Source organism: Allobosea sp. CCNWLY174, from assembly GCF_037120455.1.
GTDB lineage: Bacteria > Pseudomonadota > Alphaproteobacteria > Rhizobiales > Beijerinckiaceae > Allobosea > Allobosea lupini.
The window spans coordinates 33,530-48,176 of record NZ_JBBBBQ010000008.1; the positions used below are offsets into that span (position 1 = coordinate 33,530).

The following is a 14,647-nucleotide window of genomic DNA, read 5'->3' on the forward strand; positions in this document are numbered from 1 at the left end:
TCAGAAGGTCTTGCGGAAGCCGAGCGTCACGGTGCGACCCCAGGCATAGTTGGCGAGGTTGCGCACCGAGGTCGCGGTCGGGTTCTGGTAGTTGCGGTCGAACAGGTTGTTGACCGCGACATAGGCCTCTCCCTCGAGCACCGGGGCGGTGAAGGCGACATTCATGGTCGCCGCGCCCTTCAGCCGGTTGCGGGTACCACGCAGGTCGGTCGCGACGTCGCGGTCGGAGGAGGCCTCGCCCTCGAGGCGAAGCTGCATGCCGTTGGTGAAGCGGTAGCTGCCATAGAGCATGCTGCGATAGGGCGAGCCGATGCGGTTGTTCGGCAGGGCGCTGTCGAGCTTGCGGTCGCCATTGGTGTCGTAGCGGCCCTCGCGATAGGCCAGCACGGTGCCGATGGTGAGCTGCTCGGTGACGGCGACGTCGCCGGTCGCCTCGATGCCCCAGATCCGCTCCCGCTGCTGCGAGATCGTGTTGCTCGCCTGGTCGAAGGTCACGCCCTTGCTGGAGGTGCTGATGAAGCCGGTCAGCGAGCCCTTGAAGATGCCATGGCTGCCGCGGATGCCGAGTTCGTAATTGTTGACGATCTGCGCTTCCGGCGCGATCGAGGCATAGCTGATGCTGCGCCGGTTGGTCGGCAGGCAGTTCGGATTGGTGACCGGGCAGGCATAGGCGGTGGAGATGCCGGCCCGTCTCGTGAAGGCGCCGACATCCGGCAACGCGAAGCCCTGCGAGAAGCCGCCGAAGATTTCGCTGCTCTCGGAAAGCTTGACCGTGGCACCGAGATTGCCGGTCCAGGCCTTGTAGTCGAACTTGCCGCCGGTGACGTTGAGCGCCGGCAGCACGAAGCTCTGATAGCCCTGGGCGTTGTTGGCGGCGACCGCCGCATAGGCGGCCGGGCGGGTATAGTCGCTGACGTCCAGTGAGAAATACTCGTAGCGCAGGCCGCCGCGCAGGGTGATCCGCTCGCCGATCGGGATTTGAAGCTGGCCGAAGGCGGCGCTCGTCGTCTGCTTCAGCGGCGTGAACACGTCCTGACCACTGGTCAGCGTTTGCCAGGTCTTCTCCTGGCTGAGATCGCCGCCCCAGGTGAATTTGGCGCCGGGCAGGATGCGGTCGAGCGGCGTGTCGATCGTCAGGTTCACGCCGCCGCGCTGCGAATAGAGTGTGGTCTGGTTGTCCGGCTCGTCGGCGAGGCCGGGTTGAAGGAGTAGTAGACCTGGCTGTTGTAGGGGTATGAGAAGGCCGAGTAATTGAAGCGCTTCTTGATGTCGTTGTAGTAGCCCAGCAGGCTGAGCTTGCCGAGGGCGAAGTCGCTGTCGCTGTAGCGCAGTGAGACCGACTTGGTGTCCTCGACGACGTTCTGCCCTGTATAGAGCTTTGTCCGGTCCGGCCGGGCGAAGGGCGCGGCGTAGTTGGTCAGGTATTTCGGGTCCTGGTCGAAGGCGATCAGCGAACCCTGTATTTCGATGCGCTTGCTGGCGTCGAAATCATAGCCGAGCTTGGCGAGCAGGTTGCCGGCCTTGTAACGGTCGCCACCGCCCTGGCCGAGCAGGCCATCGGAGGGGAGCTCGCGCCCCTTGCCGTCATAGGTGCGGCCGGCGCCGCGGGCGCTGCCGGAGATCAGGTAGTCGATGCCATCAGGGATCTTGCCGGAGACGGTGACCGAGGCTTCGGGTGCCAGCGAGCGGCCGAGCGCCTGGGTGAAGCCGCGCACGGCGGTATTGACCGTCACCCGCGGCTTGCTGCCGTCGGCCGCCTTCTTGGTGATGAAGTTGACGGTGCCGCCGGTCGCGCCGGCGCCGTATAGGCTGGACGCGCCGGCGACCAGCTCGATGCGCTCGACCGTGTTGAGGTCGATCAGCGAAAGGATGCGCGAGACGTCGCGCAGCGGCGTGTTCATCGGCACGCCGTCGATCAGCACCAAGAGGTCGCGGCCGCGATAGTTCTCCGAGGCGCTCGATACCGTCTGCGTCGCCATCGAATAGCCCGGCACCAGCTTGCCGAGTGCGGCCGCGACGTTCGGGCTGAATTTCAGCTGTTCCTCGATCTGCGCCCGGTCGAGCACCTGGACCGATTGCGGCGTCTCGGCCGTGCTGCGCTCGGTGCGCGCCGCAGTCACGGTGATCGTGTCGAGGTCGATCACATTGGATGGGGCCTGGGACGACTGCGCCACCGCCGCCGAGGCGCAAAGCAGAGCCGGCAGGCTGATGGCGAGGGAAGCACGCTTGCTCATGAAGATACCTGTCATCGTCGGGTCGGATCGGTCTCCCGAGCGAGGGCGTATCGGCTCGGGTCTTTCGATCTGAAGTTGTGGCGCCGCTTCGATCTTAGTTTAGAACTAGAATAAACTAGCCATATTCATAGATCTTGGCGGCAAAATTCTCTTGATGCGTTGAGTTCTTGCGATCTCTAAAGTTATATTGAAGTCATCATCTTGGACGTGCGCGAACGCGCCATGGGACAAAAGCGAACTCCGATGCGCGACGAGGTGGCTGTGGCAGCGCTGCAACGGTCTGCCGGGGCGAAGGCCGCCGAGGGCGAGACCTTCGCGCCGTTCTGGCTGGTGTCGGGCGAGGCGGCGCCCGAGGAAGTCCAGGCGATGGCGCGCAGGGTCTTCGGGCATGTGCCTGATGGCGATGACATCCGCGCCGAGGCCGCCTTGCCTTTCGCCGCTCACAGCATGCTGACGACGCGGCCCGATATCGGGCTGATGTCCTGCTTCTCGCCGGCGACGCCCTGGGTCTGGCCAGCGCGCCAGGGCGGGCAGGAGCTGCGCTATATTCTCGTCCGCCCGTCGGACGGCCGCTGCGTGATCGACCAAGCGGGGCGCCGCATCTCGCTGCGGGCCCGCGATGCCGCGGTCGTCGATCTCGCAAGGGAGACGCGCTTCACTCTGGTCGAGCTCGGCCGCATCGACCTGATCGCGCTCGATCCGGCGCGTTTGCCGGCGCTGGCGCAACTCGCTCCCGATGAACTGATGCAGGCGATCCCCCGCGGCAATCGCGGTCTGCAGGTGCTGGCGCATTACGGCGCGCTATTGCTGCGCGGCCTGTTCCCGCTCAACTCGGCTCCGCTGCGCGATCTCGCCATCGGTCATGTCCATGACCTGATCGGCGTGATGCTGGCCGATCGCAGCGCCCCGCCGGTGACCGCGACGCCGCGCCGCGGCGGTCGGCTCGCCGCGATCAAGGCCGATATCGAGACCAGGCTGGAGCGGCGCGAACTCTCGATCGACATGATCGCCGGGCTCTACGGCGTGACGCCGCGCGCCATCCAGAAGGCCTTCGGTGCCGAGGGGCGCACCTTCTCCGACTATGTGCTGGAGCGCCGGCTCGAACGCGCCTGGCTCAAGCTGATGTCGGCCGAGGACGCCGCTGTCACCATCAGCAGCGTCGCCTTCGAGGTCGGCTTCGGCGACCTGTCATACTTCAACCGAAGTTTTCGCAAGCGCTTCGGCCGCTCGCCCTCGCAGGTCAGGGCGGGCTGACGCGTGCGTCAGCCGAATGTGAAGGCGTAGGCGCGGGCACCCGGATCGAGGAATTCGATGCTGAAGTCGCGAGGCTTCACCGGCCCGTCCTGGCGGACCAGCTGGTAGAGCCGTTCATCGCTGATCGTGCCGTAGCCCTCGGCGTCGATGTCGGCGCCATGGGCACTGCCGGGCGCCGCGCCGTCGATGGTGACGCGGAAGCGGACCGGCGGGCTGCCAGGCTGGCGGCCCATCACCAGATGCAGGTCGCGGGCATGGAAGCGATGGTTGATCCGCCCGCCCGCCTGCTGCGAGACCGCGCACTCGCCGGCGACGGTCCAGCTGCCGGAGAGACTCCACTGGTTGAGGCGCGGGGAGGTGGCGGCTTCATAGGTGGCGGGCGCATCGGCCTTGATTCCACCCGGCGAGGCGAAGCCGTTGGTGCGGGCATGGCCGAGATAGGTCTCGGGCGAGCGCAGATTGGCGAAGTCCGGCGCTCCCTGAGCGCCTTCGCCCGAGACCTTGACGACGCCGTGCCCGACCGCGTTGCCGGCCTCGGCGAGCAGCGACTGGATCACCTTTTCGGAGGCGGCGTAGTCGCCCTCGCCGAACTCGTGATGGCGGATGCGGCCCTGCGCGTCGACGAAGTAGCGGGCGGGCCAGGCCTGGTTGCTGAAGGCGCGCCAGACCGCATAGTCGTTATCGATCGCGACCGGATAGCTCACGCCGAGCGCGGCGACCGCCTTGCGCACATTGGCGGGGTCCTTCTCGAAGGCGAATTCCGGCGTGTGCACGCCGACCACGACGAGGCCCTGATCCCGATACTTCTCGGCCCAGGCTCGGACATAAGGCAGCGTGCGCAGGCAGTTGATGCAGGAATAGGTCCAGAAGTTCACCAGCACGACCTTGCCGCGGACACTCTCGGCGGTGATCGGCTCGCGGTCGAGCCATTGCCTCGCGCCGAACAGCGGCTTGGATGCCGGTTGTGCCAGCGCGGTTGTGACGAGGCTCGGAGCGGCTGGCATGGCGATATCAAGGAGGCGTTGCTCGATGGCGGCGGTGGTCGGCGCCGAGAGGCGGGTGAGGACGCTGGTGTCGAAGCCGAAGGCGATCGCGAGACTGCTCGCGACCACCGCGACACCGAGGCCGCGTCGCAATGGCTCGATCGAGGCGGCAGGCCGCCGCGTCCAGGCCAGCAGTCGCTTGCCGAGCAGCAGCACTGCGGCCAGCGCCGTCGCGGCGCCGGCGGCATAGGCGAAGAGCAGGAGCGCGGTGGTGAGGCTCGGCCCGCCAAGAGCGGCGCCGGCGAGGATCAGACCGAGCACCGGCCCGGCGCAGGGCGTCCAGAGGAGGCCTGTGGCGACGCCGAGCAAAGCGGAGGAGGCCGGCCGCAGATCGTTACGGCCTTCGGTGCCCGCAACACGCGCCAACCTCTCGCCGAGCGCGGTCAGCGGCGCGGCGAGGCGTTCGGCCAGGGCCGGGAACAGCAGCGCGAGCCCGAACAGCGCGACGAAGCCGAGCGCGATATTGCGGCCATGGCTGTTGAGCGCAATCGCCCAGCTGCCCGCGACGGCGGCGAGGCTGGCGACCCCCGCGAACGCCAAGGCCATGCCGAACAGCATCGGCAAGGTGCTGGTCCGGAAAGGCTGGCCGGCGCGCGTCAGCACGAAGGGCAGGACCGGCAGGATGCAGGGGCTCGCGATGGTCAGGACGCCGGCGAGATAGGCGAGGGCGAAGTTCATCGTGTCATGTCCTCGGGGCGTCAGGAGCGCGCTGAGCCGCGCCGTGGCGGCGGGTTCGAGACAGGACCGGGGCGGAGCCGTAGGCGCGCGGGCCGGTGAAGGCGCTGCACGCCATGGCGAAGCTCGTCGTCGCCGCCAGCATCGCCGCCAGAAGCAGGCGGCGCGGGGCCGGAATCGTCTCGGGCTGAACCTGCGCGAGTGCCTTGGCGGTGGATAAGCCGGTGCGGGTCATGGCCTGCTCCCTCAGTTTACTTTCGAGCGATTAGATCGCTCGATAAATAAACGAGCGCGAGACGTCAATCAATCGCTTGAAAATAAATCGTGCGTCAAATATCTGTGAGCGATCCTTTGCCGGGAGGCGTTCGCGATGAGCGATTTAGGACAGGCGGCTGAGCAGACCGGCGCCGACCGGCTGCCGGGGCTCGACGAGTTCCTGTGCTTTGCGGTCTATTCGACCAATCTCGCCTTCAATCGCGTCTACAAGCCGCTGCTCGACGAGCTCGGGCTGACCTATCCGCAGTACATTGCGCTGGTCGCCCTCTACGAGGTGCCTGACCAGACCGTCGGCCAGCTCGGCGAAAAGCTTTTCCTCGATTCGAGTACGCTGACGCCATTGCTGAAGCGGCTGGAGGCGATGGGCGTGGTAACGCGCCAGCGCGACCCGCAGGACGAGCGCCAGGTCCGCATCAACCTGACACCGCAGGGCCGCGCATTGCGCGAGCGGGGCAGGGCGGTCAGGGTCAGCATGCAGCGCGCGACGGGCCTCGCTCCCGAGGAGCAGCGTCATCTGCGCGAGGCCATGGTTCGGCTGCGGGGAAACCTCAACACAGCCGAACATGAACGCCGCTCCTGAGCGGCGACTCGGTCAGGCCGCGACCGCCGCCAATCCCAGTGTCGGCTGGATTTCGGCCAGGATCTCGTAGGAGCGCTTGCGGGCCGTGTGGTCGAAAATCGCCGAGGCGACGATCAGCTCGTCGGCGTCGGTCTTCTCGATGAAGGCCTGCAGCTGCGCCCGCACGCTCTCGCGCGAGCCGACGAAGGAGCAGGCCAGCATGCGTTGCGCCTGCGCCTTTTCCGGGCCGGACCAGTAATCCTCGATATCGTCGATCGGCTTCGGCAGGAGGCCGCGCCGGCCGCGCAGCATGTCGGCGAAGCGCTGCTGCAACGAGGTGAAGAGGTATCGCGCCTCGGCATCGGTGTCGGCCGCGATGACGTTGCAGCCGACCATGGCGTAGGGCCTGTCGAGCTGCGCCGAGGGCTGGAAGCGCTCGCGATAGACGGCGAGCGCGTCCATCAGCGCATCCGGGGAGAAATGCGAGGCGAAGGCATAGGGTAGCCCGAGCACGGCGGCGAGCTGCGAGCCGAACAGGCTGGAGCCGAGGATCCAGAGCGGGACATTGGTGTTGGTGCCGGGCACCGCCTGGATCACCTGGTCCGGCTGCAACGGCCCGAGCAGCGCCTGCAATTCCAGCACGTCCTGCGGGAAGCGCTCGGACGCGTCGGCCTCGCGCCGCATCGCTCGCCAGGTCCGCTGGTCGGTGCCGGGCGCGCGGCCGAGCCCGAGGTCGATGCGGCCGGGATAAAGCGTCTCCAGCGTGCCGAACTGCTCGGCGATCACCAAAGGCGAATGGTTCGGCAGCATGATCCCGCCGGCGCCGACGCGGATCGTCTCGGTGCCTTCGGCGACGTAGCCGATCGCGACGGCGGTCGCGGCGCTGGCGATGCCGGTCATGTTGTGGTGCTCGGCCAGCCAGAACCGGGTGTAGCCGAGCTTTTCGGCATGGCGGGCGAGGTCGCGGCTGTTGTGGAGGGCGTCCGCCGCGGTCGCACCTTCGGCGATGAAGGCGAGGTCTAGGATGGAAAGCGGGAACATTGGGCTTTTCCCTTGCATCGCTCCGGCTTGGCGCCGGGCTTCGCCATGAAAGATCGGGGTCGCCTGGGCGAGTCACAAGGTCGCTCGGCGCATGCGCGACCGGCATTTCGCGCCGCAATCCGCTTGCGGAACGACGCGAAAATCGCTAGGTCAGCCTCGTCCGAAGGGCCGTGATCGATCACAGCCGGGGGCGGTCGAAATGGCCGGCTCCCGTTTTGTGTTAGGAGAACGGGCCTTTTGATGCGGATCGGCCCCTGCGGCCAGGCGCCGCCGTCCCAAGGGATGGCACGCTCCGGACACCGGAGCACCGTGCGGATCGATCCGGCGTGCAGCACCAACCCAATCGGCGCCATGCCGGACATCCGCGGGATACGCGGCCGGCGTTCAGGAGCATTTATGTCAGCTGTCGAAAGCTATAGCGCGGGCCGCGAGGATTTCGCCGCCCTGCTCGAGGAATCGTTCACCCGGAACGAGGCCCTCGAAGGGACCGTCATCAAGGGCAAGGTCGTTGCCATTGAGAAGGACATGGCGATCATCGACGTCGGTCTGAAGACCGAAGGTCGCGTCGCCCTCAAGGAATTCACCGGCCCGGGCCGGGACGAGGAGCTCAAGGTCGGCGACGAGGTCGAGGTCTATCTCGACCGGATCGAGAACGCGCTCGGCGAAGCCGTCATCTCGCGCGACAAGGCTCGCCGCGAGGAGAGCTGGGTCAAGCTCGAGAAGGCGTTCGAGGCCCGCGAGAAGGTCATGGGCAACATCTTCAACACGGTCAAGGGTGGCTATACCGTCGATCTCGACGGCGCCGTCGCCTTCCTGCCGCGTTCGCAGGTGGACATCCGCCCGATCCGCGACGTCGGCCCGCTGATGGGCCAGCCGCAGCCCTTCGAGATCCTCAAGATGGATCGTCGCCGCGGCAACATCGTCGTCTCGCGCCGCACCGTGCTCGAAGAGACCCGCGCCGAGGCTCGTTCCGAGCTCGTCGCCTCGCTCGAAGAGGGCCAGGTCATCGACGGCGTCGTCAAGAACATCACCGAGTACGGCGCGTTCGTCGATCTCGGCGGCATTGACGGCCTGCTGCACGTGACCGACATGGCCTGGCGCCGCGTCAACCATCCGTCCGAGGTCGTGACCATCGGCCAGACGGTCAAGGTCAAGATCATCAAGATCAACCAGGAGACGCACCGCATCTCGCTGGGCATCAAGCAGCTGCTGGCCGATCCGTGGGATGGCATCGCCGCCCGCTACCCGGTCGGCACCCGCCTGAAGGGTCGCGTCACCAACATCACGGACTACGGCGCGTTCGTCGAGGTGGAACCGGGCATCGAAGGCCTGATCCACGTCTCCGAGATGTCCTGGACCAAGAAGAACGTTCACCCCGGCAAGATCGTCTCGACCTCGCAGGAAGTCGACGTCGCGATCCTCGAGGTCGATCAGGTCAAGCGCCGCATCTCGCTCGGCCTCAAGCAGACCCTGCGCAACCCGTGGGAAGTCTTCGCCGAGCAGCATCCGGCTGGTTCGGTCGTCGAGGGCGAGGTCAAGAACAAGACCGAGTTCGGTCTGTTCCTCGGCCTCGAGGGCGACATCGACGGCATGATCCATCTGTCGGACCTGGACTGGAACCGTCCGGGCGAGCAGGTGATCGAGGAGTACAAGAAGGGCGACATGCTCCAGGCGGTCGTGCTCGATGTCGACGTCGAGAAGGAGCGCATCTCGCTCGGCCTGAAGCAGCTTGGCGGCGATCCCTTCGTGGATGCCGGCGAGTTCAAGAAGGGCCAGGTCGTGACCTGCGAGATCATCGACGTCAAGGACGGTGGTCTCGACGTCAAGATCTCCGGCACGGACATGACGACCTTCATCAAGCGCGCCGAAATCGCGCGTGATCGTGCCGAGCAGCGCCCCGAGCGCTTCGCGGCCGGCGAGAAGGTCGACGCCCGCGTCATCCTCTTCGACAAGAAGGCCCGCAAGATCCAGGTCTCGATCAAGGCCCTGGAAGTGGCCGAGGAGCGCGAGGCGATGGCCACCTACGGCTCGGCCGACTCGGGTGCTTCGCTCGGCGACATCCTCGGCGCCGCGCTCAAGAAGGCGACGACCGACAAGAAGTGATCACCAGGCCGCGTCTTGCGGTCTGACCAATCCATCGGCCCGCGCGGAGAAATCCGCGCGGGCTTTTGTTTCGGCTGAAGGAGGCGAGCATGAACGACGCAGCGATCGGGATCGATTTCGGCACCACGAACAGCGTGGTCGCGCTCGCACGTCCGGACGGTTCGGTGACGACCCGCAGCTTCGCCACCCGCCAGGGCGCCGTCGACGCCTATCGTTCGGCCCTGATGTTCTGGCGCGAGGGCCGCCCGCCCCACGCCCATGTCACCCATGTCAGTGGCCCCGATGCGCTCGACATGGCGCTCGGCATGACCACCGAGCACCGCTTCCTGCAATCGCTGAAGACGCATCTGTCGAGCCGCGCCTTCCAGGAGACGCGTCTGTTCGGCAAGCTCTTCCGGCTGGAGGACCTGATCGCAGTCTTCCTGAGCGACCTCTCCGCCGGGCTGGATGATCTCGGCGAACGAAGCGTCCTCTCCGGCCGCCCGGTCGTCTTCGCCGGCGACCGGCCCGATGAGGAGCTCGCCCTGACGCGTCTGGCTGCCGCCTATGGCAAGGCCGGCATGACTAAGGTCGACTTCGCCTATGAGCCGCTCGGCGCCGCCTATTGGTACGCGCGCGACCTCAAGGCGCCGCAGACCATGCTGGTCGCCGACTTCGGCGGCGGCACCAGCGACTTCTCGGTGATGCGCTTCGAGCCCGGCGACAGCGGCACCTTGCAGGCCGTCCCGCTATCCCATGCCGGTGTCGGCGTCGCCGGCGACACTTTCGACTACCGCATCATCGAGCATGCGGTCTCGCCTCTGCTCGGCAAGGGCTCGGACTATCTCTCCTTCGGCAAGCGCCTGCCGATCCCGGCGCATTACCACGCCGCCTTCGCGCAATGGCACCGGCTCTCGCTGATGAAGAGCAGGGAGACGATGACCGAGCTTAAGGCGCTGATCCGCGACGCGGTCGAGCCCGGCAGGCTCGAGGACTTGCTGACGGTGATCGAATACGATCTCGGCTACGAGCTCTACCGTGCCGTCTCGGCGACCAAGATCGCGCTCTCCTCGCAGGAGGAGGCGCAGCTCAGCTTCGATCAGATGGGCGTGCGCATCGACCGGACGGTGACGCGGACCATGTTCGATCGCTGGATCGCCGAGGATGTCGCGGCGATCGAAGGCGCGCTCGACGAGGCGCTGGCCACCGCCGGGGTCGACGGCGACAAGATCGAGGCGGTGTTCATGACCGGCGGCACCTCCTATGTGCCGGCGGTGCGCGCCTTGTTCGACCGGCGCTTCAGCCCGCAGCGCATCCATATCGGCGACGCTTTCCGCTCCGTCGCGAGCGGCCTTGCCCTGCTCGCGCTCGACCGGCAGCGGGCCCTCGCCGCGGCCTAAAGATCGCTTAGACCCAAAGATCGTTCTGCGCCGTCCGCGCGCCACCCTCATGGCCCGTGTTGAGCGTGCCGCGCGGCTCGATCAGCAGCATGCAGACCTCCTTTTCGGCGAAAGGCTTGTGCTCCTTGCCCTTGGGCACCACGAACATCTCGCCGGGCCCGACGGTGACCGAACCGTCGCGGAAGTCGATCCGCAGCAAGCCTTCGATCACGAGGAAGGCTTCGTCGGTCTCGGGATGGTCGTGCCAGATGAAGTCGCCTTCGATCCTGACGATCTTGATTTGATAGTCGTTGAGCTCGGCCATGACCCGCGGCTGCCATTGCTCGTGAATGTGGCCGAGCTTCTCGGCGAAGTTGATGGCGCGATAGGTGTTTTCAGGCATTTCGACAGGGCTCCGATCAAGTTATCGGCATGGTCGGTGCCTGCCGTCGTCATGTCTTGAACGATCGTGCAGCGCCCGCCGCGACTGTCGGCGCGACAACTGCCGCCTTGCCCGCCCCGTACCGCGAGGCTACATCACAGGCCCAGTCAACCGGAGCCGCCGACATGTCGTCCGATGCCGATCTGCTCGCCGATCGTCGCAGCCTGCGGCGCAAGCTCTCGCTCTGGCGGTTGCTCGCGCTCGCCGGCGTCGTCGTGATGGTCGTCGCCGCCGCGCTCGTCTCGAGCGGGCGCCTGCCGGGCAGCACCGCCCAGGCGCACATCGCCCGCGTCACCATTTCCGGCTTCATCTCCGGCGATCGCCGCACGCTCGACCTGATCAAGTCGCTGGAGGATAGCCGCGCCAGCGCCGTGCTGCTCAGCATCGACAGCCCCGGCGGCACTGTGACCGGCTCCGAGGCCGTCTACGATGCGGTCCGCCGCCTTGCCGCCAAGAAGCCCGTGATCGCGGTGGTCGATGGCATGGCCGCCTCCGGCGGCTACATCGTCGCGCTCGGCAGCGAGCGCATCGTCGCACGCCAGACCTCGATGGTCGGCTCGATCGGCGTGATCGCGCAGATCCCCAATGTCGCCCGGCTTCTCGACACCATCGGCGTCAAGTTCGAGATCACGCGGTCGAGCCCGCTCAAGGCCGCGCCGAGCGGCCTCGAGCCGACGTCGCCGGAGGCGGCCGCCGAGACCGCCCGCGTGATCGCCGACAATTACGACTGGTTCAAGCGGCTGGTCGGCGAGCGCCGCAAGCTCGCCGACCCCGAGATCGCAGCAGTGTCCGACGGCCGCGTCCATTCCGGGCGCCAGGCGATCAGGCTCAAGCTCATCGATGAGGTCGGCAGCGAGCAGGAAGCGATCGCCTGGCTCGAGCGCGAGAAGGGCGTCGGCAAGGATCTGCCCGTGCGCGACTGGCGCCGCCGCAGCGAATCCTCCTCCTACGGGCTCTGGAGCGCAAGCGAGGCGATAGCGCGCGCCGCGGGCCTGGAGGAGCTGGCGGCCCTGCTCGCGCGTGCTGCCGAAACTCCGGTTGGACTGCGGCTTGACGCGCCCTTGGCGCTCTGGCAGCCTGCCGTCGAAAAGTGACGATGTTACAAGCGGTTATATTGCACCCATGATAAAATCAGAACTCGTCCAGCGCATCGCCGAGCGCAACACCCATCTCTATCAGCGCGATATCGAGAACATCGTCGGCTCGATCCTCGACGAGGTCGTCAAGGCGCTCGCGCGCGGCGATCGTGTCGAGTTGCGCGGCTTCGGGGCTTTCTCGACCAAGGAGCGTGCCGCCCGGGTCGGCCGCAACCCGCGCACCGGCGATTCCGTCAAGGTCGACCAGAAGTTCGTGCCGGTCTTCAAGACCGGCAAAGAGCTGCGCATGCGGCTGAACGGCAAGGCCTGAGACAGGCGGGGGAGAGCGGGATGAAGGCTTTCTTCAAGGCGCTGGTGCTCGTTCCGGTAGCGCTGATCGTGGTGCTGTTCTCGGTGGCGAACCGTGCCCCGGTCCGGGTCTCGCTCGATCCGATCAGCCGCGACGCGCCGGCGCTCGCCCTCGACCTGCCGCTCTTTGCGGTGGTCCTCGCCGCCATTGCCGTCGGCATCCTGATCGGTGGCTTCGCCTCCTGGCTGGCGCAGGGCAAGCATCGCAAGGCCGCGAGGGTCAATCGCCGAGAGGCCGACAAGCTGCGTGGCGAGGCGCAGTCGCTGCGCGCCGCCGTGCCGGATTCGGCGCTGCCTGCGCTGACCAGCCGCGTCTGAAGCAGGCATCATGCGCTTCTTTTCCGCCGCCGAGATCGACGGCCTGCTCAACTTCCCCGCTCTGGTCGATGCGCTCGCCGAGGCCTTCCGCGGCGGCATCGTCACGCCGGTGCGTCATCACCACGAGATCGAGCGTCCGGATGCGGCCGCGACCCTCCTGCTGATGCCGGCCTGGACGGCGCCGCAGGCGAGCCCTGCCTTCCTCGGCACCAAGGTCGTCACGGTGTTTCCCGGCAATGCCGCAGTGAGCCTGCCGAGCGTGATGGGCACCTATCTGCTGATGGACGGCGCGACCGGAGCGCCGCTCGCAGCGCTGGATGGCGCGCGCCTGACGCTGTGGCGCACCGCGGCGGCTTCGGCGCTTGCCTCGCGCGCGCTGGAGCGCCCGGATTGCAAGCGCATGCTGATGGTCGGGGCCGGTGCGCTTTCGAGCTTCCTGGTCAAGGCGCATCGCAGCGTGCGCCATTTCGAGGACATCGCGATCTGGGCGCGCCGGCGGGACGCCGCCGCCGAGGTCGTGGCCGAGCTGGCACGAGACGGCATCGAAGCGCGCGTCGCGGACAATCTGGAAGCCGAGGCGCGCCAGGCCGATCTGATTTCCTGCGCCACCCTGTCCCGCGAGCCCTTGATCCATGGCCGCTGGCTGAAGCGAACCGCCCATCTTGATCTGGTCGGCGCCTTCAACCTGTCGATGCGCGAGGCCGACGATGAGGCGCTGCAGCGCGCCCATGTCTTCGTCGATACGGAAGCAGCGCTGCACGAGGGCGGTGACGTTGCCGTCGCGATCAAGGCGGGCGCCTATACGGCGGAGCAGGTCTCAGGCACGCTGGCCGGCCTCTGCCGCGGCGAATACGACGCCGCCGCCGAGCGCGACGACGTCACCCTGTTCAAGTCAGTCGGCACCGCGCTCGAGGACCTCGCCGCCGCCATGCTGGTCTGGAAGCTGGCGGGTTAGAGCACGCTCGACGCGGCAGTTGTTCCTGCACGGGGCTCATTCTAGGTACTGGTCGATGCGAAAATGTTTCCGCGCATGATCGTGCAGCGTTGGGAAATAAGGCGGTAGTCGACGACCGGGATCAGCTTGCTGTCAGGAATGCCGTAGAAGAAGAACTGCTTGTCTTCGCGAGTGGATTTCAGCTCGGTCGAGGCCGTGCAGGAACTGAAGTCTCGGTTGAGCTTGATATTGATGTACTGAAATCCCCAGGGATAGATTCGCTCTCTGACCAACGTCGCTCCCGAGGTCGTCCATCTTTGGCCGATCCGGCCATGCGACCAGACCTGCCCCCAATCGACGACGTCGGACCCGCCAGCCAAGATCCGGGTCCGCCCCGTGCGCACGCTCGTACCGGACGCCCCCGAAAAATCGAACAGGCGGCCTTTTTCGCTGACATAAACCTTGATCGTTCGGGTGTTGACGGTCTCGCCCATTGCGCCGGCGTTTCTGTCGAACACATGTCGCGCATTGACTTCGATATCGAGCGAGTACCCACGCAGCCTTTCGGCGAGCTGTGCCTGGGCGGCGTCCCCGCAGGCCGACCCCACCAGCGCCGATACCGCAAAGACGATCCTGCGCATGACCTTTCCCAAAAACGAAGCTCCACCGCGACCAGTGTAGCGGTGGAGCTTCGTCTAACAAGTCGGCAGAGGATGTAGCCCGGTGCAGCCTCAGACCCTGACGGCCGGGCCGCCAAGCGCTCCAAGCAGCCACAGCACGATCACGATGACGAGGACGAGGCCGACCACGCCGCCGAGGCCGGCTCCGCCATAGCTGCGATGGCCGTAATACCCGCCGCCGCCGAGCAGGACGATGAGCAGAATGATGATGAGCAGTGTGGACATGGTTCGCGCCCCTTCTTCCGTCCGCCCGCCTCGTCAGTCGTCGGCGAGCGAGCGCTGGAA

The 14,647-nt window shown here is 66.7% G+C and carries 16 protein-coding genes; 8 read left to right on the forward strand and 8 right to left on the reverse strand.

What is annotated here, in order from left to right; genetic code table 11:
* Positions 1-1,143 (reverse strand): TonB-dependent receptor domain-containing protein, encoded by a 1,143-nt coding sequence (locus tag V7S63_RS20950; RefSeq protein WP_336531633.1) that lies wholly within the window; start codon positions 1,141-1,143, stop codon positions 1-3.
* Positions 1,140-2,234 (reverse strand): TonB-dependent receptor plug domain-containing protein, encoded by a 1,095-nt coding sequence (locus tag V7S63_RS20955; RefSeq protein WP_336531634.1) that lies wholly within the window; start codon positions 2,232-2,234, stop codon positions 1,140-1,142. Before V7S63_RS20955 ends, V7S63_RS20950 begins: the two co-directional genes overlap by 4 nt.
* A 243-nt stretch (positions 2,235-2,477) precedes the next feature.
* Between V7S63_RS20955 and V7S63_RS20960 the strand changes: the two genes are divergently transcribed.
* Positions 2,478-3,488, forward strand: coding sequence for a helix-turn-helix transcriptional regulator (locus V7S63_RS20960; protein ID WP_336531635.1), 1,011 nt, complete (start codon positions 2,478-2,480; stop codon positions 3,486-3,488).
* Positions 3,489-3,496: 8 nt separating this feature from the next.
* Here the strand turns inward: V7S63_RS20960 and V7S63_RS20965 are convergent, their stop codons facing one another.
* Together V7S63_RS20965 and V7S63_RS20970 are read right to left on the reverse strand one after the other, a co-directional pair.
* Positions 3,497-5,209, reverse strand: coding sequence for a cytochrome c biogenesis protein DipZ (locus V7S63_RS20965; protein ID WP_336531636.1), 1,713 nt, complete (start codon positions 5,207-5,209; stop codon positions 3,497-3,499).
* A 4-nt stretch (positions 5,210-5,213) separates the two neighbouring features.
* The gene (locus tag V7S63_RS20970) at positions 5,214-5,441 is read right to left on the reverse strand and encodes a hypothetical protein (RefSeq protein ID WP_336531637.1); all 228 of its coding nucleotides are present in this window, start codon (positions 5,439-5,441) and stop codon (positions 5,214-5,216) included.
* A gap of 135 nt (positions 5,442-5,576) precedes the next feature.
* Between V7S63_RS20970 and V7S63_RS20975 the strand changes: the two genes are divergently transcribed.
* Positions 5,577-6,062: a MarR family winged helix-turn-helix transcriptional regulator gene (locus V7S63_RS20975; protein ID WP_336531638.1), complete on the forward strand. Its 486-nt coding sequence runs from the start codon at positions 5,577-5,579 to the stop codon at positions 6,060-6,062.
* A gap of 12 nt (positions 6,063-6,074) precedes the next feature.
* On the opposite strand, the gene V7S63_RS20980 is transcribed toward V7S63_RS20975, so the two are convergent.
* Positions 6,075-7,082, reverse strand: a complete 1,008-nt coding sequence (locus V7S63_RS20980) for an LLM class flavin-dependent oxidoreductase (RefSeq protein WP_336531639.1) — start codon at positions 7,080-7,082, stop codon at positions 6,075-6,077.
* A gap of 396 nt (positions 7,083-7,478) precedes the next feature.
* Between V7S63_RS20980 and rpsA the strand changes: the two genes are divergently transcribed.
* Positions 7,479-9,185 carry a 30S ribosomal protein S1 gene (rpsA, locus tag V7S63_RS20985; protein WP_091833499.1) on the forward strand — a complete coding sequence of 569 codons (1,707 nt, stop codon included), beginning with the start codon at positions 7,479-7,481 and terminating at the stop codon, positions 9,183-9,185.
* Positions 9,186-9,274: 89 nt separating this feature from the next.
* Positions 9,275-10,564 carry an Hsp70 family protein gene (locus V7S63_RS20990; protein ID WP_336531640.1) on the forward strand — a complete coding sequence of 430 codons (1,290 nt, stop codon included), beginning with the start codon at positions 9,275-9,277 and terminating at the stop codon, positions 10,562-10,564.
* 7 nt (positions 10,565-10,571) lie between these two features.
* Here the strand turns inward: V7S63_RS20990 and V7S63_RS20995 are convergent, their stop codons facing one another.
* On the reverse strand, positions 10,572-10,946 hold the full coding sequence (locus tag V7S63_RS20995; protein WP_336531641.1) for a cupin domain-containing protein: 375 nt from the start codon (positions 10,944-10,946) through the stop codon (positions 10,572-10,574).
* Between the two features lie 164 nt (positions 10,947-11,110).
* Here V7S63_RS20995 and sppA point away from each other — a divergent pair, with 164 nt between their 5' ends.
* From sppA to lhpI, 4 genes are read left to right on the forward strand one after another with little or no spacing between them, the layout of a single operon-like run.
* Entirely contained in the window at positions 11,111-12,079 is a 969-nt protein-coding gene (gene sppA, locus V7S63_RS21000) for a signal peptide peptidase SppA (protein WP_336531642.1), read from the forward strand.
* Between the two features lie 28 nt (positions 12,080-12,107).
* Complete coding sequence (gene ihfB / locus V7S63_RS21005; protein WP_091833512.1) at positions 12,108-12,392, forward strand: integration host factor subunit beta; 285 nt, start codon at positions 12,108-12,110, stop codon at positions 12,390-12,392.
* Positions 12,393-12,412: 20 nt separating this feature from the next.
* Entirely contained in the window at positions 12,413-12,748 is a 336-nt protein-coding gene (locus V7S63_RS21010; protein ID WP_091833515.1) for a LapA family protein, read from the forward strand.
* A 10-nt stretch (positions 12,749-12,758) separates the two neighbouring features.
* A complete protein-coding gene (lhpI, locus tag V7S63_RS21015) occupies positions 12,759-13,703 on the forward strand; it encodes a bifunctional Delta(1)-pyrroline-2-carboxylate/Delta(1)-piperideine-2-carboxylate reductase (protein WP_336531643.1) in 945 nt (314 codons plus the stop codon).
* A gap of 41 nt (positions 13,704-13,744) precedes the next feature.
* Here the strand turns inward: lhpI and V7S63_RS21020 are convergent, their stop codons facing one another.
* Both V7S63_RS21020 and V7S63_RS21025 read right to left on the reverse strand, forming a co-directional pair.
* A complete protein-coding gene (locus V7S63_RS21020; protein WP_336531644.1) occupies positions 13,745-14,323 on the reverse strand; it encodes a hypothetical protein in 579 nt (192 codons plus the stop codon).
* A 90-nt stretch (positions 14,324-14,413) separates the two neighbouring features.
* Positions 14,414-14,587 carry a DUF3309 family protein gene (locus V7S63_RS21025; protein ID WP_091833522.1) on the reverse strand — a complete coding sequence of 58 codons (174 nt, stop codon included), beginning with the start codon at positions 14,585-14,587 and terminating at the stop codon, positions 14,414-14,416.
* Positions 14,588-14,647 lie beyond the last annotated feature (60 nt).